Below are 20,022 nucleotides of genomic sequence, written 5' to 3' on the forward strand. Positions count from 1 at the left end.
GTCTTCAAGGTCGACCATATCGCGTGCACGCTCCCGCGCCAGCCTGGTGCTGAACCAAGGGTCATGCGTGCAAGACGCCTGGCTCCTTGCCCGAGGCGAAAGGGAGTTCCTCGTCCTGCCAGCCGGTTATGCCGCCGATCATGATCTTCACGGGACGGCTGAGGCTGGCCAGCTTGAAGGCCGCCTGATCCGCGCCATTGCAATGCGGTCCCGCGCAATAGACGACGAACAGCGTCTGCGCCGGCCACTGCGCCATCCGCTCGGCCGATATCTCGCGGTGCGGCAGATGCAGGGCGCCTGGTACATGGCGGCGCACATAGGCTTCCGGCGAACCGACCACATGCAGAAGGACAAAGTCCGGCTTGCCGGCGCGCAATGCCGCGGCGACGTCGGAACAGTCGGTCTCGACGGAAAGCCGGCGCAGGAAATGGTCGCGGGCGATTTCCGGCGATGCCGCGGGAATGTCTGTCACGTAGCTCATCTGGTATCTCCGTTGCTGATGCGACGGAGAGATAAAGCACCCAGGCTGGCGATTGCAGCTGGCAGCTTTGCCATATATCGTCAAGATCATGCCAAATGCGTCCTCTGCCAATCCGCGCCCTGCCAGCCCTCTCGTCGTTGCCATTGCCTATGACGGCTTGTGCACGTTCGAGTTCGGCGTGGCGGTTGAGATCTTCGCCTTGCCCAGGCCGGAAATGGGCAAGGATTGGTACCGTTTTGCCGTCGCCGGGATCGACGCCGGCGAAATGCGCGCGCTGGGTGGCGTGCGCATCGTTGCCGATGGCGGGGTCGATCTGATCGGCGAGGCCGGCACGGTGATCGTGCCTGGATGGCGCGGATCGGAGGCGCCGGTGCCGCCGTCGCTGATCGAGGCGCTTCGAAAGGCACACGACCGCGGCGCCCGCATTCTGTCGATCTGTTCGGGCGTGTTCGTGCTTGCCGCCGCGGGCCTGCTTGCCGGCAAAAGGGCAACCACGCATTGGCGCTACAGCGAGAAGCTCAGGCAATTATACCCCGACATCACCGTGGTTCCCGACGTGTTGTACATTGACGAAGGAAACGTCCTGACATCGGCCGGCAGTGCCGCGGGCATCGACCTTTGCCTGCACCTGGTCCGGCGCGACTTCGGCACCAAGGCCGCAAACATGGTCGCGCGCCGTCTGGTCGTGCCGCCGCACCGCGACGGCGGCCAGGCGCAGTATGTCGAGAGTTCCGTTCCCGAGCCGCACGAGCGCAGCCGGCTTGGACCGCTGATCGACAGAATGCGCGCCAATATCTCCGCCGACTATCCGGTCGCAACCCTGGCCGAGCTTGCCGGGATGAGCGAGCGGACATTTCTGCGCCGGTTCGCCGCCGCAACCGGCGTCACGCCGGCGCGGTGGCTGCTGTCGGAGCGGCTTTCGCGGGCGCGCACGCTGCTGGAGGATACCGCCATGCCGATCGAGCGGATTGCCGAGACCGTCGGCTTTGGYGCGGCAGGCACGCTGCGGCACCACTTTCGTCAGCAGTTTTCCACGACGCCAGTCGCCTACCGTGCGCGGTTCGGGACCAATGCCAGGTCGGCCTGACGCAGATCAAACCACGAGGCAATGCGCAGTCAGGTTAGTGACCCGACATAGCGGCCACGCGGCCTGATGATGCTGCCGCTGGTTATCTGTTCGACCATATGCGCGGCCCAGCCGACGCTGCGTCCAAGCGCAAACAGTTGGAATGGTGCATCGCGCGGCAAGCCAAGGCCGCGCGTTAGTGCGGCCAGGGCAAAGTCGATGTTCGGGTGTGCGCCGGTCGCGGCAATGGCGGCTTTTTGCAGCTGTTGCAGCGTCTCGTCGACAGGGATGGCTGCCAGAAGTGCGGTGGCTCGCGGGTCGCCCTCGGGATAGAGCGGATGGCCGAATGCCGGCAATGGCCGGTCGTGACCAAGCCAGCGCCGTATCGCCGCATCGGCGCCGTGTCCCGCCGCATCCTCGGCCAGCTGCATCACCGCTTCGCCGGCGCCGCCGTGGCGCGGGCCGGACAGGGTTGCCAGGCCTGCCAGCAGGCATGCGGCCGGCGAGGCTCCGGTCGAGGCGGCGACGCGGGTGGCGAAGGTCGATGCGTTGAGTTCATGATCGGCAAGCAGGACAAGGGCACGGCGGATCGCTTCCGTTCCCGTCGCATTCACCGACCAGCCTCGCGCCAGCCGCTGATGGACAGGTTCTGCACCTGCTGTGGCACCGAGCGACAGCGCGAGCGCACCGACCGCATGTGCTGCATCCACGCACAGCGAAGCGGTGCTGCGCCCAAGCGAAGGTCGCCCCTGGCCGGCAAGTGCTGCCAATTGGGTGAAGGCCGAGGCTCGGCCAAGTTGAGTAGAGGCGTCGTGCGAGCGTGCCTTGAAAAGCACCGGTTCAGGCAAAGCCCAGAGCAAAGCGGCGGTTTCTTCCAGCGTAGCCGTCTCGGAGAGCACAGCGGCGTCTTGCCCCCGATAGATAAGTCGACCGTGCAGGACCGTTGAGATCGCGGTGACGATCGACGGCTCGCCCCAGGCAATCGCGCTCTCAGCGATGGCCGAGGGGCTGCGGCCGCGCGCGCGGCGGGTTGCCAGTGCCGCGATGTCGTCGGCGCGGTATTGGCTGCGGCGCGGGTCGGTCTGATCCGGCCGCATGCCGATGCGGCCGCGGCTGACATAGGCGTAGAGCGTTTGCGGCCGGACCTTGAGCGTTTCCAGCGCCTCTTCCCGCGACAGCCATTCGGACATTTTCGAGCCTGATATTGATTATATTGATCAAGATTGATGAAGCTGCGGATCAATCCTTATCTGTTGCGCAGAAAGGCTGCAAGGAGATGAGACATGGCAAACGGGCTCGATGATGTGGTGGCGGCGGAGACGGTGCTCTCCGATGTCGATGGCCTTGGCGGCCGCCTGACGATCCGCGGTCATTCTCTGCCGGAACTGGCAGGCCGATGGAGTTTCCCGCAAGTGGTTCGCTTGTTGCTCGACGGCTTCTTCGACGACCTCCCCGACGATGTCGAACTCGCGGCGCGACTGGGCAAGGCTCGCGTCGAGGTGTTCGAGTGGTTTTCGCCTTCGTTGCCGCTGCTGGCGCCGCTTGATGTCTACAGCGCCATGCGCGCCGGCATGGCGCTGCTGCCGGACGGCGAGACCCTGGCTGATGCATTGCGGCTGATCGCGGCGCCTGCCGTGCTGACGCCGGCTCTGCTGCGCCTGGCGCGCGGCGAGCAGCCGATCGCGCCCGACGCCAAAGCCGATCATGCCGCCGACATGTTGCGAATGCTGAAGGGAGCGGCCCCGTCGCCAGCGCTGGCCAAGGCGCTCGACACCTATCTGGTAACTGTCTGCGACCACGGCCTCAACGCCTCGACCTTCGCCACCCGCGTCGTCGCTTCGACATTGGCGGGGCTGACATCATCGGTGCTGGCCGGGCTCGGTGCGCTCAAGGGACCGTTGCATGGCGGCGCGCCCGGCCCGGTGATCGAGATGCTGGATGCAATCCAGGCGCATGGCGATGCCGCTGGCTGGCTGCGCGACGAGGTTGCGCATGGCGAACGCATCATGGGCTTCGGCCATCGCATCTACCGCGTGCGCGATCCGCGCGCCGATGTGCTGAAGGCGGTGGTGCGGCAGCTGGGCGGCGAGGGCAAGACCGGCCGCCGGCTGGCCTTCGCCGAGAAGGTCGAGCAGACGGCGCTCGAGGTGCTGCGGATCGCCAAGCCGCAGCGCTCGTTGCAGACCAATGTCGAATTCTACACCGCGCTCGTGCTGGAAGCGGCGGGCTTTCCGCCGAAGGCCTTCAGCAATGTCTTCGCCGCCGGACGCGTTGCCGGCTGGATCGCGCATGCACGTGAACAGCAGGCGACCGGACGGCTGATCCGGCCGCAGTCGCGCTATGTCGGCCCGGTGCCGAAGCTTGTTGCCTAAGGCTCCAAACCTGTTTCGAACGAACATGGCCTCTCCGCCGCGAGGTGAAGAGGCTTTTCTTCATGACCGAAATTTCATGTGATCACGCGACCGTGTTCGTGTTCTTGCCTTGGTCAGGACTTATATGCTGCACTGCAACATAAGTCCGCCGCAGTCGAACCAGCCCGATTCCCGGGCGGGGTGAGGCAGCAGCGCCCAAACCGATACAGGAACGCCATGACGAAAAACGGCAAGGCGGAGGAAACCAAGAAGATCAACATCGCGCTGCAGGGCGGCGGCTCGCACGGGGCTTTTTCCTGGGGCGTGCTCGACCGGCTGCTGGAGGATGGCAGGCTGGAGATCGCGGCGGTGTCCGGCACCAGCGCCGGCGCCATGAATGCGGTGGCGCTGGCCGATGGCTTTGTGCGCCGCGGCGTTGAAGGCGCACGCAAGAAGCTCGACGAGTTCTGGCGCGCTGTGGCGGCGAAGGGCCGCTTCAGCCCGGTGCAGCGTATGCCGTGGGATGTCGCCTGGGGCAATTGGTCGATCGAAAACACGCCCGGCTACTTCTTCTTCGACACCATGTCGCGGGTGTTTTCTCCCTATGTCGCCAATCCGCTCGGGCTCAATCCGCTGCGCGATGTGGTCGAGCAGGAGATCGATTTCGCCAATGTGCACGCCTGCAAGTCGATGGAGCTGTTCATCTCGGCCACCAATGTCGAGACCGGACAGTTGCGCGTCTTTTCCGACGGCGAGATCGATCTCGACACGGTGATGGCCTCGGCCTGCCTGCCGCAATTGTTTCGCGCTGTCGAGATCAAGGGCGTGCCTTACTGGGATGGCGGCTATGGCGGCAATCCGGCGCTTTATCCGTTCTTCAAGACGGCGGCGACCGAGGATGTGCTGTTGGTGCAGATCAATCCGGTGGTGCGCGAAGGCACGCCGAGAAGCGCCAACGAGATCCAGAACCGTATCGACGAGATCACCTTCAATGCCGGGCTGCTGAACGAATTCCGCTCGATCGCCTTCGTCAAGGAGCTGATCGCCGCCGGCCGCCTGCCGCGTGGCGAGTACCGCGACATCCGTATGCACCGCATCGATGCCGACGAGGCGTTCAAGGATCTGTCGGCGTCGTCGAAGGTCAACGCCGAATGGGCGTTCCTGACCTATCTGCGCGACCTCGGCCGCACGGCGGCGAGCGACTGGCTGGAGGAGAATTACGACGCCGTCGGCAAGCGCCCGACGCTCGATCTCTCCGGCGAGCTCGACGACGGCTTCAAGCCGATGCGCGGCCCGGCGCCTGGCCGGCGGGTGAAGGAATTTCTCGCCGCGCGCAAGAAGCCGGAGGCGGAGCGCCGGCGGGCGTGAGCCTTATCCGCAGACGACGCGCTATCGCAGACCCTGGGCAATCTTCCTTGCGGCCGGCCGCCGCCGCAGCGCCAGCATGGCGCTGACGCCAAACAGTGGGCCGGGCGCGAGGACCAGAAAGCTCCAGCGCCAGCCAAACACCTCCGCTGCCAATGAGGTCAGGTGGATCGAGACGAAGGTGAGCGCGATGCCGACGCTCAACTGCAGGGAAAGCGCCGTGCCGACATAGCGCGGGTCACTCAATTCGGTGGTCATGGCAGAAAACTGGGCGGAATCGGCGATGACGGTCATGCCCCAGAGAACGGCGATGGCGATGAACAGCCAAAGCGGCCCGTCGAAGGTGAGGCCGATCGTCAGGGCGCAAAGCCCCGAAAGCGTCATCATCATTGCTGCGGTTGCCGTGCGGCCGATGCGGTCGGCGACAATCCCGCCCAAGATCGAGCCGATTCCGCCCGACGCCACGACAAGGAAGGCAAGCAAGGACGCCGTTCTCGGGCCATCGACGCCGAGGCCGGGGCTTCCCGCCCTGATATAGGCCAGCATCCAGCCCCACATGGCGTAGAGCTCCCACATGTGTCCGAGATAGCCGAGATTGGCGAGAGCCAGCGGGCGGTTCTGCAGGACCGCCCGGATATGGCGGCGGTCGAAGGTCGATTTGGCGAAGGGATAAGGGCCTTCACTGCCAAGACTCAGGATCAGGATTGCGCCGGCCAATGCAGCGAGCGACGTCGCGACGATGACATCCTGCCAGGCGACATCGGCTGCAAGCGCGGACAGCAGATGCGGAAACGCCGATCCGAGCGTCAGCGCCGCGAGCAAGGCACCCAGTGCCACGCCGCGCCTGCGGCGGAACCAGGTCGAAACCAGTTTGAGTGCCGGTGGATAGACGCCTGCCAGGGCAACGCCGGTAGCGAATCGGGCAAGCAGCAGCAAGCCGACGGACGGGGCGACCAGCAGGCAGAGATTGGCAATGGCGGTGATCAGGGCACTGATGCCGATCACCTTGCGAAGCGAGACGATGTCTAGCAGGCCGGCAACGCTGGAGGCGAGCGCGCCAACCGCAAAGCCGACCTGCACGGCGCCTGTGATCCAGGCGCCTTGCGCCGGCGACAAGCTCCAGACTTGCGTCAGCTGCGGTGCGATTGCGGTTGCCGAAAACCAGGCAGTCATGGGCAGGAAGGCGCTGGCGCAGATCATCGCCAGCATCGACCAGCGCCGGCCGGCGCCAACGCCGGCCGAGTTAGTGGCTGCCATGGGTTCCATCGGGCAGGCTCAGGCGGCGACGGCGTTTTGCAGCCGTGTCAGCAACGGAAGCAGACCGGCCGGGTCGGGCCGGATCGTGTAGTCCGGGCTCACCTCCGCATAGACGATGATGCCGTCGCGTCTGATCACGAACCGCGCCGGCATCGGCAATGTCCATGACGGGTCTTCGTTGACGGCAGGCAGATCGACGCCGAAGCTCTTGTAAAGCGCGATCAGGTCGTCGGGCAGGCGGAAGCGCAGGCCAAAAGCGCTGGCGACTTCGCCGTTCGGATCGCTCAACATCGGGAACGTGACCTGCTTGTCGCGCTTGGCCTTGCGACCGTTCGCCGGCGATTGCGGGGAGATGGAGACCAGCTGCGCGCCGGTGGCGTTGATTGCCGGCCAGGTCTCCTGCAGTGCGCCAAGTTCGATGTTGCAATAGGGGCACCAGACACCGCGGTAAAAGCTGAGCACCAGCGGGCCGCGCGCCAGCAGGTCGGCCGACGAAACGAGGCCACCGTCAGCCTCCATCAATGTGAAGGCCGGGGCGACCGCACCGACCCCCAGGGCGCGGTCGGCCTGACCGGAAGCGATGAGTTCGCCGGTGGCGCGGTGCATGATCTCGACCGCCTGTCTGGGCGCCTTCTTGTTCTCAAAGTCGGCCTTGAAGGCATCAAGCTTGTCTTGCAGCGACATGGGATTACTCCGAAGATTTTTCACCGCTCTCGCAGCGGCGCAAACGTCCTCGCCTATTTTCCAAAACAGGGGTAGCCTGCGGAAAAGGATAGCAATCATTCGGAAAGTGGATGGCTGACCGACTCCAGGAACTGGAAGTGTTCGTGCGGGTGGCGGAGCGCGGCAACCTTTCGCAGGTCGCCCGCGAAATCGGCCTGTCGCAGCCTTCGGTATCGCGGATCCTGAACGATCTGGAGGCGCGCATCGGCGCCCGCCTCCTCGTCCGCACCAGCCGGAAGGTCGGGCTGACCGAGGCGGGGCATGGTTACCTCGAGCAGGTCCGGCCGCTGCTCGCCGAGCTTGGGGCGGCGGCCGACACCGCCGCCGGCAATGAAGAGTTGCGCGGGCTGCTGCGCGTCGAGTTGTCGGTCACTTTCGCCGTGCGCGCACTCATTCCGCAGCTGCCCAGCCTTCTTGCCGAGCATCCCAACCTCTCCGTCGAACTGATGATGGACGATCGAAGGCGCAGCCTTGTCGAGGAAGGCGCCGATGTCGCGGTCAGGCTGGGTCTGCTCGATAGTTCCAGCCTGATGGCACGCAAGGTCGGGCAGACGCCGAGACTGCTGGTGGCCTCACCGGACTACATCGCCCGGCATGGCTTGCCGCACAGCCCCGGCGATCTTGTTCAGCACGAGGTCATCTTCGGCCCTTCCGACAGCACCGGCGCGACCTTTCAGGAGCTGATCGGCCCGGAGGCCAGCTTTACCCTGCCGGAAAGCCCGCGCATCCGGGTCTCGAGCTCGGCCGGCGTCACCGCCTGCGTGCTGGCCGGACTTGGCGTGGCATTCGGTTCGGGCTGGATGTTCAACGCCGAACTTGCGGATGGTCGCCTTTGCCGGTTGCTGCCGGAGTTTTCGCTGCCGACCATCCCCATCCGCGTCCTGTTCCCGGCCGGGCGCCAGCCAAGCAAGCGGGCAAGAGGGTTTGCCGATTGGCTAAGCAGATTGCTCAGCTCGTCATGAGCATCTTTTCATCGTTTGGACGTTCGGTCACGCTTGAAGGGCGAGGTCGATCACCTTGACCAGCGCAGCCGCGGCCTTGCGCTGGTCGTCCGCATCGCTGATGCGCGCCTTCATGCCTTCCAGCCCGTCAAGCAGCATGTCGGCGAGCAGGCGCGCCGACAGGCCCTTGGCCGCCAGGTCGGCGCCGTTACGCCCGGCCTCTTTCTCGATCGCCGCAGCGATATGTCCGCCAAGGCCGTCGCGCCAGCAGACGACGAGATCGGCAAGGCTCGACTTCATGTCGAGCAGTTCGGCGCCGTGCGGCGATGAGATGACGCCGCGCATCATCGAGATCAGCGCCTCGTCGATGGCCCGGGTCATGCGCTCCGTGAAGGCGCCATCGCCGGCCAGCGCCACCTTTGCCGCCTCGACCGAGCGCGACAGGAGCATCATGGCTATGGCGCGAAAAATGTCGGTCTTGTTCTTGAACAGCAGATAGAGCGCCGGCCGCGACATGTCGGCGGCGCGCGCAATATCGTCCATCGTGGTGCGCGAAAAACCATAGGCCAGAAACACCTTCATCGCACCGTCCAGAATGCGGATGCGCCTCGGGTCTGTGGTGGTGATGTCTTCGATCTGATTCACGGCTGCGACACTATCTGCGGAACCTCTATTGAAAAAATTACGAAATTTGTCAACTTGTATGAAGCGGGATGGCGTACCATTCCGCTTCAGGCTGTGGATGACAACGAAGGGTATCCCCATGCGCCTCACCGTAGACGGTCAGTCGTTCGACATCGATGCCGATCCCGAAATGCCGCTGCTATGGGCGCTACGCGATCTCATCGGCAAGACCGGGCCGAAGTTCGGTTGCGGCATCGCCGCCTGCGGCGCGTGCACGGTGCATGTCGATGGCCAGGCTGTCCGCTCCTGCTCGTTGCCCGTCGGCCAGGCCACGGGCGCCATCACCACGATCGAAGGCATCGGTGCGCCCGGCAAACTGCATCCGGTGCAGCAGGCCTGGCTGGAAGAGCAGGTCGCTCAATGCGGCTACTGCCAGGCCGGCCAGATCATGAGCGCGGTGGCGTTGCTCGACGAGGTCGCCGATCCGACGGATGCCGACATCGACAATGCCATGGGCGGCAATCTCTGCCGCTGCGGCACCTATCCGAAGATCCGCGCCGCCATCAAGAAGGCGGCCGTCCTCAAGACGGCGGGGCTCTGATCATGGTCAGCGTCGCAAAGATCGCACGCCGCACTTTCCTCATCGGCGCGGCCGCCATCGCTGGTGGCGTCGCCGTCGGCTATTACTATTACCGCAAGCCGTACCCTAATCCGCTGGAAGGCGATCTCGCCGCCGGTGAGGCGACTTTCAATCCCTATGTGAAAATCGGCGCCGACAACACCATTACCATCGTCGCGCCGCGCGCCGAGATGGGGCAAGGCATCTCTACGACGCTTGCCGTCATGGTCGCCGAAGAGCTCGACGTGAGCCTCGACCAGGTCAAGGTAGAACACGGCCCGGCCTCCTACGCTTATTACAACGCGGCGATGCTGGAAGAGGGTGGCCCGTTTGCCTTCTTCGACGAGAGCACGACTGCGGAGGCTGTGCGTTCAGGCCTGGGTGTGGTCGGCAAGTTCCTCGCTTTGCAAGGCACCGGCGGCTCGGCCTCGACGCGCGACGGTTTCAACAAGATGCGGCAGGCTGGCGCTGCCGCGCGGCAGATGCTGATTGCGGCGGCGGCGCAGAAGCTTGGTATAGAAGCTGCCGATCTTGAAACCGCCAACGGTTCGATCCTACACAAGGCCTCAGGCAAGTCGCTGACCTATGGCGAAGTGGCGGCAAACGCTGCCGCGATGGCTCCGCCGGCGGAAGTCCGGCTCAAGGACAAAGCCGATTGGAAACTGCTGGGCAAGCCGCAAAAGCGGATCGACATGCTTGCCAAGGTCACCGGCGCGCCGATCTTCGGCATCGACGTCAGGTTGCCGGACATGCTCTACGGCACGGTGAAGATGAGCCCACGCTTCTGGTCCAGGCCGGTCGGCACGGACCTTGCCAAGGCGGAAAAGATGCCCGGCGTGATCAAAGTCGTGCCGCTCGAAACGAACTATGGCCACGGCTTCGGCATCATCGCCGAAAACACCTGGGCGGCGTTCAAGGCGGCGGAAGCGATCGAGACCCAATGGGCCGAGCCGGAATATCCGCCGGACAGTGCAGCGATTGCCGGGGTGCTGAAGCAGGCGCTTGGCGCCGAGGGTTCGGCGATGCGCAACGATGGCGATGCCGCCAAGGCCTTTGCCGACGCGCCGCGTGAAAAAATCATCGAAGCCGACTATGCCGTGCCCTATCTGGCGCATGCGACGATGGAGCCGATGAATGCGACGGCGCGGCTGAAGGACGGCGTGCTCGACATCTGGTGCGGCAACCAGGCGCCAACCCTGGTGCGCCAGCTCTGCGCCAACGTCCTCGGCATCGAACAGGACAGGGTGACGGTTCACACCACCTTCATGGGCGGCGGCTTCGGCCGCCGTGTCGAGATGGATTATGCGCTGTGTGCTGCGCTCATGGCGAAGGAGACGGGCGGGCGTCCTGTCAAGGTGACATGGACGCGCGAAGAGGACATGCGCCACGACGCCTATCGACCAGCGGCCGTCGGCAAATTCCGGGCGCGGCTAGGAGACGACGGCCTGCCGGTCGCCGTTGACATGACGATCGCCTCGCCATCGGTGATCGCCGGCACCTTGCGCCGGCTGTTTCCCTCGATATCGCCGCTCGGGCCTGACAAGACCATCGTCGACGGCGCCTACGACCAGCCCTACACCATCCCGAATTACCGGGTGAGCGCCATTGCCGCCCCAGTCACCATCCCGGTCGGCTCATGGCGCTCGGTTGGCAGTTCGATCAACGGCTTCTTCCACGAAGGATTTCTGGACGAAATCGCGGTGGCCGGAAAGACCGACCCGGTCGAGTTGCGCAAGACATTGATGGCCGCCTATCCGGCGGCGGTTACGGTGGTTGAGAAGGTCGCCGCGATGGCGAACTGGGGTGAAGCACTGCCGGCCGGCAAGGCCAAAGGCATGGCGTTTTCGCTGTCGTTCGGCAGTTGGGTCGGCGAGATCGTCCAGGTTGCCGACACGCCCGCCGGCATCCGCATCGAGAAGGTGTGGATCGCTGCCGATGTCGGCACCGCGCTCGACCCAGGCATCATCGAGGCGCAGCTGATCTCCGCGGCCATTTATGGCCTGTCTGCGGCGATGGGGCAGGAAATCACCTTCGCCGATGGCATGGTCGAACAGTCGAATTTTCACGACTTCGATGCCATGCGCATCTTTCAGTGCCCGGCCTTCGAAGTCGCGATATTGGAGAATTTCCACAAGATGGGCGGTGTCGGCGAGATTGGCACGCCGCCCGCGGCTCCCGCACTTGCCAATGCCATCTTCGCGCTCACCGGCAAGCGCATCCGGACGCTGCCGCTGTCGAAGGCGGTGGCCTTCGCATGACAAAGTTCCTCATCATGCTGACGTCTCTTGCCATCATGTTTTCGGCGGCGCCCTTCGCAACCGCACAAGAAGGGCAGGCACCGGCGCCGGTGGCAGTCGACGCCGCAAGGGGCCTGCCCGAATGGGATAAAATCTACGCCGTGTTCTCGCACCCGCGCTGCGCTGACTGCCATGTTGCCGACGACCGGCCGCGCTGGTCCGGCGCTCACTATGGCGGGACGCGCGTCCATGCCTTCAACGTCCAGCGCGGCGCCGACGGCTCCGGTTTCGGCAATCCGGGCCTGCGCTGCACGACATGTCATTTCGCAAGCAATTCCAGTGCATTGCACGGGCCGCCCGGGGCTGAGAACTGGCGTCTGGCGCCGGCCGAGATGGTCTGGTTTGGCAAATCCTCGGCGGAAATCTGCGCCCAGATCAAGGATCGCAGCCGCAATGGCGACCGCAGTCTGGAGGATGTTGCGCTGCATGTGCGCGACGACAAACTGGTCGCCTGGGGCTGGGCTCCGGGTGCCGATCGTGAGCCGGCGCCCGGCTCGGCCGAAGCGACCTATCAGGCAATCGAGAACTGGATGGCGGCAGGTGCGCCTTGTCCCGTGACGCAATGATGGCGCAACTTTTGTGGCTATATTGCGCTGCAACTTTGATGTAGAACCACGCTTCGCCGTTCACGGCAAATTGAACACGGCCTAGCGCGCACCCATATCGGCGACGCGCCCGAGTTGAAAGACGCGGAAGCTCCTACAGACGGTTTGGCCGAACCCCGCAGTGGAAAAACAATGATGCCGAAAATCAGGTTTCACAAGCTTGCCGCTATTGTTGTGCTCATCGGTTTCGCCGCCTGGATGGGAACAGGTGCGTTCTCGTCTGTTGGCAGCGCCGCTGTCGAAGGCGCGGCCAAGACCAACGATCAGGCCAAGACGGGCGATCAGGCCAAGACGGGCGATCAGGCCAAGACGGGCGATCAGGCCAAGGCGCCGGAAGCAGCCAAGCCCGCCGCTGGGGCAGAGCCGAAGGCGCCGCTGCGCACCGTTGCGGTGATCACGCCGCCGCGCAAGACCTATGCCCGCGCCATCCGCATTTCCGGGCTGACCGAGGCCGACAAACGGGCGGTGCTGGGGGCGCGCGTCGCCGGTGTCATCGACAAGCTGCCGGTCAAGCAGGGCGATCACGTTAAGACCGGCGATCTGGTACTGATGCTGGCGGCGGAAGAAAAGATCTCGATGGTCGACAACGCCAAGCAGCTTGTCGTGCAGCGCCAGGCTGAACTCGATGCGTCGCTGCGGCTGATGAAATCAGGCAATTTGCCCAAGCTGCAGCTCGACACAGCGCGCTCGAACCTGACCTCCGCGCAGTCACTGCTGGAAACGGCACAGGCCTTACTCGAGCGCAATGAGGTGAGGGCGCCTTTCGACGGCGTAATCGACCGCGTGCCGGTGGAACTTGGCAGTTCCATAATGGAGGGCGGCGAGGTGGCAACCATCCTCAAGCTTGACCCAGTGATTGCGCGCGGCGAAGTCAGCGAACGCGACCTTGGCTATCTCAAGCTCGGCGACAAGGCCACTGTCCGGCTGGTCAGTGGCCAGACCGTCGAAGGCACCGTGCGCTACATCAGCCGCGACGCCTCGTCGGCAACCCGGACCTTCCGCGTCGAAATTGCCGTCCCCAATGCCGACGGCTCGGTGCCTGCCGGCATGACAGCCGAGATTTCGCTCAGCGCGCAGCCGACCGACGCCGTCATGTTGCCGCGTTCGGTGGTGACGCTGGGTGACAAGGGCGATCTCGGCATCCGCGCCGTCGACAAGGACAACAAGGTGGTGTTCTTCCCGATCGACCTTGTCGACGATTCACCGAGAGGTCTCGTGCTCGGCGGTATTCCCGCCGATGCCCGCGTCATCGTCGCCGGCCAGGAACTGGTCAAGGAAGGCGACGTCGTCAAGCCGGTCGAGGCCGATCAGGCGACTATCCAGAAACTGTTGGGCGAAGCGACAACGCAGTAGCGCCGGGATGGCCCCGGGCGGGGACAACCGGCTGCAATGCGGCTCCTGAAATCTTGAGAACAGGCGTTTGCCATGGATATCGTCAAACTCGCGATCAACAATGCCCGGCTGACCATTTCGGTCCTGGTGTTCCTGCTGCTGGCGGGCTGGGTCGCCTATGAGTCGACGCCGAAGGAAGCGGAACCCGACGTTCCGATTCCGATGATGTATGTCAGCCTGATCTATCAAGGCATTTCGCCTGAGGATTCCGAGCGCCTTCTGCTGCGGCCGATGGAAAGCAAGCTGAAGAGCCTGAAGGGCCTCAAGGAAATGCGCTCGGCCGCCTTCCAGGGCGGCGGCTATGTGCTGGTCGAGTTCCAGCCGCAGACCAATCTGGCGACCGCGCTGCAGGATACGCGCTCCAAGGTGCAGGACGGCAAGGCAGACCTGCCGCAGGCGGCCGAAGAGCCTGTCGTCACCGAAGTCAACATTTCCGAATTCCCGGTGCTGGTGGTGACGCTGTCGGGCGAGCTGCCCGAGCGCGTGCTGACCGCTGCGGCGCGCGAATTGCGCGACCGCATCGAAGAAGTGCCCGGCGTTCTCGAAGGCTCGCTGCAGGGGTCGCGCGACGACCTCGTCGAAGTCGTCATCGACCCGATGAAGCTGTCGTCCTACGGGCTGCAGCTTGACCAGCTGATCGGCGCGGTCGGCGCCTCCAACAGCCTGGTCGCCGCCGGCAACATCGAGGGTTCGGAAGGCAAATACGCGGTCAAGGTGCCGTCGCTGATCGAGACGCCCGAGGATGTGGCATCCCTGCCGGTGGTCGCCGGACCCAATGCCGTTGTCCAGGCCAAGGACATCGCCACGGTGCGTTCGACCTTCGCCGATGCCGAGACGATCACCCGCCTCAACGGCAAGCCGGCCATCGCCATCGAAGTCAAGAAGCGCATCGGTGCCAATCTGATCGACACGCTGGCCAAGGTGCGGGAAGTATCCGACGCCTACGTCAAGACCATGCCGGAAGGCATGAACATCACCTACACGCAGGACAAATCGGTCTTCGTCAACCAGTTGCTGGGCGACCTGCAGAACCACGTGATGATTGCCGTCATCCTGGTGTTCATCGTCATCCTCTATGCGTTGTCGGGCCGTGCTTCGCTGCTGATCGGACTTGCCATTCCGTCATCCTTCCTGATCGGCATCCTGTTGCTGGCGATGATGGGCTACACGATCAACATGATCGTGCTGTTCAGCCTCATCCTGGCGGTCGGCATGCTGGTCGACGACGCCATCATCGTCACCGAATTCGCCGAACGGCGCATGGGCGAAGGCATGCCGAAGGCGGAAGCCTTCACGCTTGCCGCCAAGCGCATGGCCGGTCCGGTCATCGCCGCGACGATGACCCGTATCGCGGCGTTCTCGCCGCTGCTGTTCTGGCCCGGCATTATCGGCGACTTCATGAAGTACATGCCGATCACGCTGATCGTCACGCTGTCGGCCTCGATGCTCTATGCGCTGGTGTTCGCGCCGACGCTGGGCGCGATCTTCGCCAAGGCGCCGGAGCATCACGAGGACGACAACCGCGACGGCTGGTACATGGCGCTGGTCAAGCAGGCGGTGCGCTTCCCCATCACAGTGCTGGTGCTCACCACCGTGCTTTTGACCGGCGTCGGCTTCGCCTATTCGAAGTATGGCGCCGGCGTCGAGTTCTTCCCGAGCGTCGAGCCCGATTACGGCCTGCTCTATGTGCACGCCCGCGGCAATCTCTCGCTGGCCGAAATGGATACGGCAACCAAGATCGCCGAAAACCGGCTGCTCGGCTGGCCCGGCGTCAAATCGGTCTACACCCGCGTCGGCAAGACGCAAGGCGGCGGCCAGGATGTGCCGGAAGATGTCGTCGGCGTCATCCAGTATGAATTCATCGACTGGCGCGAGCGCAAATCGGCGAACCAGATTCTTGACCAATTGCGCGCCGTCATGGCCGGCATTCCCGGCGTCGATGTCGAGGTGCGCGTGCCGGAAGCCGGTCCGCCCACCGGCAAGGCGATCCAGCTCCGGCTTTCGGCCATCGATCCCAAGGGGCTCGACGACCAGGCCCGCGCCGTTGCGGCGCGCATTGCCAAGGTGCCAGGCGTCATCGACATTTCCGACGGTCTGCCGCCGCCCGGCGTCGACTGGGCGCTCGAGGTCGACCGCGCCAAGGCCGCGCAATACGGCATCAGCCCGACTTCGGTAGGCACGGTGGTGCAATTGGTGACCAACGGCTTGAAGCTGTCGGAATACCGGCCGGCCGGCGCCGACGATGCCGTCGACATCAGGCTGCGCCTGCCCGAGGACCGGCGCACGCTGTCGACGCTCGACGAGCTCAGGGTGCAGACCTCGCAAGGCTCGGTGCCGATCTCGAATTTCGTCGTGCGCAAGCCCGAGCCGACGGTCGGCATCCTCAACCGCATCGACGGCGCGCGCACCGTGGTCGTCCAGGCCAACGTTGCCGCCGGCACTCAGGTTGCGGCGGTGCAGGCGGAGGTCACCAAGGCGGTCACCGACATGAAGCTCGACAGCGGCATACGCTGGAAGCTGGCAGGCTCCAACGAGGACAGCGCCGAAGCCAGCGCCTTCCTCGGCAAGGCCTTCGGCGCGGCGATCTTCCTGATCTTCCTGGTGCTGTTGATGCAGTTCAACAAGTTCACCAGCGTGCTTCTGGTGCTGTCCTGCGTGGTCATGGCGACGATCGGCGTGTTCCTTGGCCTGCTCCTGACAGGCGAGGCGTTCGGCATCGTCATGTCGGGCATTGGCGTCATCGCGCTGGCCGGCGTGGTGGTGAACAACAACATCGTGCTGATCGACACCTATGACCGGCTGCGCGAAGAGGGCTGGGACAAGATGGAGGCGGTGCTGCAGACATGCCGCGAGCGCGCCCGCCCGGTGGTGCTGACGGCGGTGTCGGCCATCCTCGGCGTGCTGCCGATCGCCTTCGGTCTTGGGCTGGAAATCTTCCATCACGAGACGACGATCAACGCGCCGTCGACGCAATGGTGGATTTCGCTGTCCTCGGCGATCGTCTTCGGCCTGTCCTTCGCCACCTTGCTGACGCTGGTGGTGACGCCGTCCATGCTGATGATCTTCACGCGCAGCAAGAACAGTCGCTTCTACGCGTTCTTCCGCAGGATATCCGGCCGCGACAAGAAGCCTGATGCGTCCACAGGGCCGACGCCGGGTCCGCTCGACGAACCGGCAATCGCCTTCCCGAAAGCCGCGGAATAGCTGCATTCGACCAGTCAGACAGAAAGGCCGTCCGGAACAACCGGGCGGCCTTTTGTATCGTCCCCCGGAGCAACGCAAAGCGTCGTCTCCGAACACAAGCTGGAAAGCGGGGATTTTCTTAACGACGGTCAGCACCATCCTCATCATTGTCTTGATCCTCATCCTGATCGGCGCCGTGCCGGCATGGCCGCACTCGCGCTCCTGGGGCTACGGCCCCTCAGGGATCGCCGGCGTGGTCCTGGTGGTGCTGCTGATGGGCAGGATTTGATTGGGACCAGCGATCTCTGCGATCAGCGTTTCCTCGCCCCATGAAGTGCAGGCAATAGCATACGGCAGTGCCAGCCCCCCACTCCGGCCGCTGCGCGGCCACCTCTCCCCCATGTCCATGGGGGAGAGGAAATGCCAAGCCTTTCAAGGCAGCGACCTCGGCGGTTAGCATTTCCTCTCCCCCACGGAGTGGGGGTAGAGGTGGCTCGGCGAAGCCGAGACGGAGTGGGGGCCGGTGCTGCTGTATGCGATTGCCCGGCGACGAGGACCTGCGACCACAACCACCCGCCATAGCCCCTTGGCCACCCAGCTCCCTTGCGTATACGCTGCCCGCGCGACAATCTTCGAAGGAGCCATCAAGGTGAACGCAGACGCCGCCAGCCCAAGCGCACCAAGGCCGCTTGCCGAGATCGCCAGCTATCACGCTCATATTTACTACGACGGACAATCCGAGCGGCAGCATGCCGAATGGCTGCGCCTGCGCATCGGCGAACGTTTCCGCGTGCGGCTGGGCAAATTGGCGCGACGAGCCGGTCGGCCCGCATGAACAGGCCATGTATCAGGTCTCCTTCGCCACCGAGATCTTCGCGTCGCTGGTTCCATGGCTGATGCTGAACCATGGCGGCCTCAGCATCCTCATCCACCCGAATACCACCAACCCCAAGCGCGACCATCTGGTCGACCCGATCTGGATCGGTCGGCCGCTGGGGGTGCACGGCGAGGTGCTGGGTGAGGAGGATGACGCGGAAGAGGCGCTGGAGGTGAATACCGAACTGACGCTGGGGGCTTAGGGCGTCTTCGCAATGTAAGGCGGCGACGGCCCGATCTCTCCATACGGGTGACATTCCCGGCACCTCGCTCGGCAGGTGCCTCATCGGTCGTAGCGAAAACGATCGAGAACCCGTAGTAAGCGTGCACCAGTATTGCTGCGGTTGCGGCCAACCGGACGCCGGGTCATCCGGCGAGTTCGAGCAGCTTTTGATACAGTGGGTGATTGCGGATCGGATCGAGATCTGAATCATTTTTGACCCAGAGCTTCATATCGGTTCCAAACTGCTGAAGGCAAATCTCCAGCAGTTCGATGGCCCGATCGATTTCGCCAAGCTGCGAGTAGGTGCAGGCGGCATTGTAGCGACAGAGGTTATCGTCCGGATCGATAGCCAAAGCACGCGCCAGCCATTCCTCTGCCCGATCACGCTCTCCGAGAAATGCCAGCGCGACGGCTCCCTGCTGCGCAGGCTTTGAGTCTTCCGGATGCTGCCTAAGCGCCTCTTCGGCTCGTTGCACTCCGAGGCGCGCATACTTTGCTGCCTCCCCTAGACGTCCGAGGGACCGAAGGACACCAATTAGGAAAAGCGGCGCCTGATAGTCATCAGGCCGAATCTCCATTGCACGAAGGTAGTGCTCGGCAGCCTGCTCGAACTCGCCCTTTGTAACGAAAAATTCGGCGTACAGCTGACTGGCTTCGTAGCAATTGGGATCCAGAGCAAGGGCCTTTTCGAAAGCGACGGCCGCCGCCTCGGGGTGGCTGTCGATCATCAAGGCGTATGCCCTTGCTGCATATGCTTCCGCCAGATTGGGCTCGAGCGCCAAGGCCTTGCCGGTGGTTGCCAGAAGATCGTCGGCCGAAACCTTCACCCCATGCCTGGATTTGAGGCGCGAATCGCAATTCGCCATACCCGCGTAAGCGCGCGCGAATTGCGGATCCAGATCCGCCGCCCTCGCAAACATCCGCCGAGCCAATATCAGTGAGGACTTCGTCGTCGCATGAAGTAGCTGGCGACCCCTTAGATAGTGCGTGTAGGCTTCGAGATTGTCGGTCGGCGCTTGCTCGATTGCCTTCTTCTCATCCGGCAAGAGCTTGACCTTGAGCTGATCCACAATCGCTTTGGTGATCTCATCCTGGATAGCGAAAATATCGGTGAGTTCACGGTCGTAACGAGCGGCCCACACATGGCCGCTGGTGGCACCTTCGATCAATTGGGCATTGATCCTTACCCGATCCCCGGCTCGGCGAACGCTACCCTCGACCACATAGGCGACGCCAAGCTCCTTCGCTGTCTTCTCCAGGTTCACCGCCTTGCCCTTGTAGGTAAAGACCGTATTGCGCCCGAGCACGAATAGCCCCGAAACGTTCGACAGGTCAGTTATGATGTCCTCGGTGATGCCGTCGCTGAAAAACTCCTGTTCGGGGTCATTGCTCATGTTCGCGAAGGGCAGAACCGCCACCGACGGCTTGTCGGATCGCTCACGCAGGTGACCGTCCCCAACTGCTGCCGGAGCGACGCCGCTGTCGGGTGGTCTCAGATTGATGAAGTAGACACGCACCGACTGGGCAATATTCTTGACGTTCTTCACGCCTTGATCGAGGAACTCAAGTTCCAGCTTGTTGCCGACGTGATTGCGTACCGCCTCTGAGCACGCAATGCCGCCTGGCCCAGCAAGGCCCTCGAGACGCGCGGCCATGTTCACACCGTCGCCGTAGAAGTCCTCGCCATCGACGATGATGTCGCCGACATTGATACCGATGCGGAACTTTATGTGCCGGTCCTCGGGAATTCCCGCGTTGCGCCCCGGCATGCCGCGCTGGATTTGAACGGCGCAACGCGCCGCGTTGAGAACGCTGCCGAACTCGACCAGACAGCCGTCCCCCATCACCTTGAAGATGCGGCCACCATGCTGGGCTATGGTGGGATCGAAGAACTCGCGACGATGCTGGCGCAGCGCACCCAGCGTGCGCTCTTCATTGGCCTCCATGAGACGGCTATAGCCCACCACATCCGCGGCCAAGATGGCGGCCAGACGTCGCTCGACCTGCTGCTCGGACAAA

Annotated in this window: 16 protein-coding genes and 1 pseudogene; 11 read left to right on the top strand and 6 right to left on the bottom strand. The window is 63.9% G+C overall.

Going from position 1 to position 20,022, the window contains the following annotated elements:
- Window positions 1-61: 61 nt before the first annotated feature.
- Window positions 62-481: a rhodanese-like domain-containing protein gene (locus tag AC1DYO_RS16475; protein WP_477264925.1), complete on the bottom strand. Its 420-nt coding sequence runs from the start codon at window positions 479-481 to the stop codon at window positions 62-64.
- A gap of 88 nt (window positions 482-569) precedes the next feature.
- On the opposite strand from AC1DYO_RS16475, the gene ftrA reads away from it, so the two are divergent.
- A complete protein-coding gene (ftrA, locus tag AC1DYO_RS16480; RefSeq protein ID WP_477264927.1) occupies window positions 570-1,568 on the top strand; it encodes a transcriptional regulator FtrA in 999 nt (332 codons plus the stop codon).
- 29 nt (window positions 1,569-1,597) lie between these two features.
- Here the strand turns inward: ftrA and AC1DYO_RS16485 are convergent, their stop codons facing one another.
- Window positions 1,598-2,737 carry a citrate synthase gene (locus AC1DYO_RS16485; RefSeq protein WP_477264929.1) on the bottom strand — a complete coding sequence of 380 codons (1,140 nt, stop codon included), beginning with the start codon at window positions 2,735-2,737 and terminating at the stop codon, window positions 1,598-1,600.
- 93 nt (window positions 2,738-2,830) lie between these two features.
- Between AC1DYO_RS16485 and AC1DYO_RS16490 the strand changes: the two genes are divergently transcribed.
- Window positions 2,831-3,919: a citrate synthase/methylcitrate synthase gene (locus AC1DYO_RS16490; RefSeq protein ID WP_477264931.1), complete on the top strand. Its 1,089-nt coding sequence runs from the start codon at window positions 2,831-2,833 to the stop codon at window positions 3,917-3,919.
- A gap of 216 nt (window positions 3,920-4,135) precedes the next feature.
- A complete protein-coding gene (locus tag AC1DYO_RS16495; RefSeq protein ID WP_477264933.1) occupies window positions 4,136-5,266 on the top strand; it encodes a patatin-like phospholipase family protein in 1,131 nt (376 codons plus the stop codon).
- 21 nt (window positions 5,267-5,287) lie between these two features.
- On the opposite strand, the gene AC1DYO_RS16500 is transcribed toward AC1DYO_RS16495, so the two are convergent.
- Complete coding sequence (locus tag AC1DYO_RS16500; RefSeq protein WP_477264935.1) at window positions 5,288-6,520, bottom strand: MFS transporter; 1,233 nt, start codon at window positions 6,518-6,520, stop codon at window positions 5,288-5,290.
- Window positions 6,521-6,538: 18 nt separating this feature from the next.
- Window positions 6,539-7,204, bottom strand: coding sequence for a peroxiredoxin-like family protein (locus AC1DYO_RS16505; protein ID WP_477264937.1), 666 nt, complete (start codon window positions 7,202-7,204; stop codon window positions 6,539-6,541).
- Between the two features lie 110 nt (window positions 7,205-7,314).
- Between AC1DYO_RS16505 and AC1DYO_RS16510 the strand changes: the two genes are divergently transcribed.
- On the top strand, window positions 7,315-8,205 hold the full coding sequence (locus tag AC1DYO_RS16510) for a LysR family transcriptional regulator (RefSeq protein WP_477264939.1): 891 nt from the start codon (window positions 7,315-7,317) through the stop codon (window positions 8,203-8,205).
- Window positions 8,206-8,232: 27 nt separating this feature from the next.
- Here AC1DYO_RS16510 and AC1DYO_RS16515 read toward each other — a convergent pair whose 3' ends face one another.
- Window positions 8,233-8,829 (bottom strand): TetR/AcrR family transcriptional regulator, encoded by a 597-nt coding sequence (locus tag AC1DYO_RS16515; protein WP_477264940.1) that lies wholly within the window; start codon window positions 8,827-8,829, stop codon window positions 8,233-8,235.
- 118 nt (window positions 8,830-8,947) lie between these two features.
- Here AC1DYO_RS16515 and AC1DYO_RS16520 point away from each other — a divergent pair, with 118 nt between their 5' ends.
- From AC1DYO_RS16520 to AC1DYO_RS16550, 7 genes and pseudogenes are all read left to right on the top strand, one after another.
- The gene (locus AC1DYO_RS16520; protein WP_477239223.1) at window positions 8,948-9,409 is read left to right on the top strand and encodes a (2Fe-2S)-binding protein; all 462 of its coding nucleotides are present in this window, start codon (window positions 8,948-8,950) and stop codon (window positions 9,407-9,409) included.
- A 2-nt stretch (window positions 9,410-9,411) separates the two neighbouring features.
- The gene (locus tag AC1DYO_RS16525; RefSeq protein WP_477264942.1) at window positions 9,412-11,685 is read left to right on the top strand and encodes a xanthine dehydrogenase family protein molybdopterin-binding subunit; all 2,274 of its coding nucleotides are present in this window, start codon (window positions 9,412-9,414) and stop codon (window positions 11,683-11,685) included.
- Window positions 11,682-12,290 (top strand): hypothetical protein, encoded by a 609-nt coding sequence (locus AC1DYO_RS16530; protein WP_477264944.1) that lies wholly within the window; start codon window positions 11,682-11,684, stop codon window positions 12,288-12,290. Before AC1DYO_RS16525 ends, AC1DYO_RS16530 begins: the two co-directional genes overlap by 4 nt.
- A gap of 174 nt (window positions 12,291-12,464) precedes the next feature.
- A complete protein-coding gene (locus tag AC1DYO_RS16535) occupies window positions 12,465-13,682 on the top strand; it encodes an efflux RND transporter periplasmic adaptor subunit (protein ID WP_477265090.1) in 1,218 nt (405 codons plus the stop codon).
- A gap of 72 nt (window positions 13,683-13,754) precedes the next feature.
- Window positions 13,755-16,925, top strand: a complete 3,171-nt coding sequence (locus tag AC1DYO_RS16540) for an efflux RND transporter permease subunit (RefSeq protein WP_477264946.1) — start codon at window positions 13,755-13,757, stop codon at window positions 16,923-16,925.
- A 112-nt stretch (window positions 16,926-17,037) separates the two neighbouring features.
- The gene (locus AC1DYO_RS16545; RefSeq protein ID WP_477265092.1) at window positions 17,038-17,193 is read left to right on the top strand and encodes a DUF3309 domain-containing protein; all 156 of its coding nucleotides are present in this window, start codon (window positions 17,038-17,040) and stop codon (window positions 17,191-17,193) included.
- A 360-nt stretch (window positions 17,194-17,553) separates the two neighbouring features.
- Window positions 17,554-17,983 (top strand): annotated as a pseudogene (locus AC1DYO_RS16550) (DOPA 4,5-dioxygenase family protein).
- A 163-nt stretch (window positions 17,984-18,146) separates the two neighbouring features.
- On the opposite strand, the gene AC1DYO_RS16555 reads toward AC1DYO_RS16550, so the two are convergent.
- Window positions 18,147-20,021, bottom strand: a complete 1,875-nt coding sequence (locus AC1DYO_RS16555; RefSeq protein ID WP_477264948.1) for a TPR end-of-group domain-containing protein — start codon at window positions 20,019-20,021, stop codon at window positions 18,147-18,149.
- Window position 20,022: the final 1 nt, after the last annotated feature.

This window comes from Mesorhizobium sp. P2_F5, from assembly GCF_056403715.1.

Excerpts from the sequence above, each read along its gene's own strand:
- AC1DYO_RS16475 (WP_477264925.1), bottom strand. The coding sequence starts at position 481 with ATGAGCTACGTGACAGACATTCCCGCGGCATCGCCGGAAATCGCCCGC.
- AC1DYO_RS16485 (WP_477264929.1), bottom strand. The coding sequence starts at position 2,737 with ATGTCCGAATGGCTGTCGCGGGAAGAGGCGCTGGAAACGCTCAAGGTC.
- AC1DYO_RS16490 (WP_477264931.1), top strand. The coding sequence starts at position 2,831 with ATGGCAAACGGGCTCGATGATGTGGTGGCGGCGGAGACGGTGCTCTCC.
- AC1DYO_RS16495 (WP_477264933.1), top strand. The coding sequence starts at position 4,136 with ATGACGAAAAACGGCAAGGCGGAGGAAACCAAGAAGATCAACATCGCG.
- AC1DYO_RS16500 (WP_477264935.1), bottom strand. The coding sequence starts at position 6,520 with ATGGCAGCCACTAACTCGGCCGGCGTTGGCGCCGGCCGGCGCTGGTCG.
- AC1DYO_RS16505 (WP_477264937.1), bottom strand. The coding sequence starts at position 7,204 with ATGTCGCTGCAAGACAAGCTTGATGCCTTCAAGGCCGACTTTGAGAAC.
- AC1DYO_RS16510 (WP_477264939.1), top strand. The coding sequence starts at position 7,315 with ATGGCTGACCGACTCCAGGAACTGGAAGTGTTCGTGCGGGTGGCGGAG.
- AC1DYO_RS16520 (WP_477239223.1), top strand. The coding sequence starts at position 8,948 with ATGCGCCTCACCGTAGACGGTCAGTCGTTCGACATCGATGCCGATCCC.
- AC1DYO_RS16525 (WP_477264942.1), top strand. The coding sequence starts at position 9,412 with ATGGTCAGCGTCGCAAAGATCGCACGCCGCACTTTCCTCATCGGCGCG.
- AC1DYO_RS16530 (WP_477264944.1), top strand. The coding sequence starts at position 11,682 with ATGACAAAGTTCCTCATCATGCTGACGTCTCTTGCCATCATGTTTTCG.
- AC1DYO_RS16535 (WP_477265090.1), top strand. The coding sequence starts at position 12,465 with ATGCCGAAAATCAGGTTTCACAAGCTTGCCGCTATTGTTGTGCTCATC.
- AC1DYO_RS16540 (WP_477264946.1), top strand. The coding sequence starts at position 13,755 with ATGGATATCGTCAAACTCGCGATCAACAATGCCCGGCTGACCATTTCG.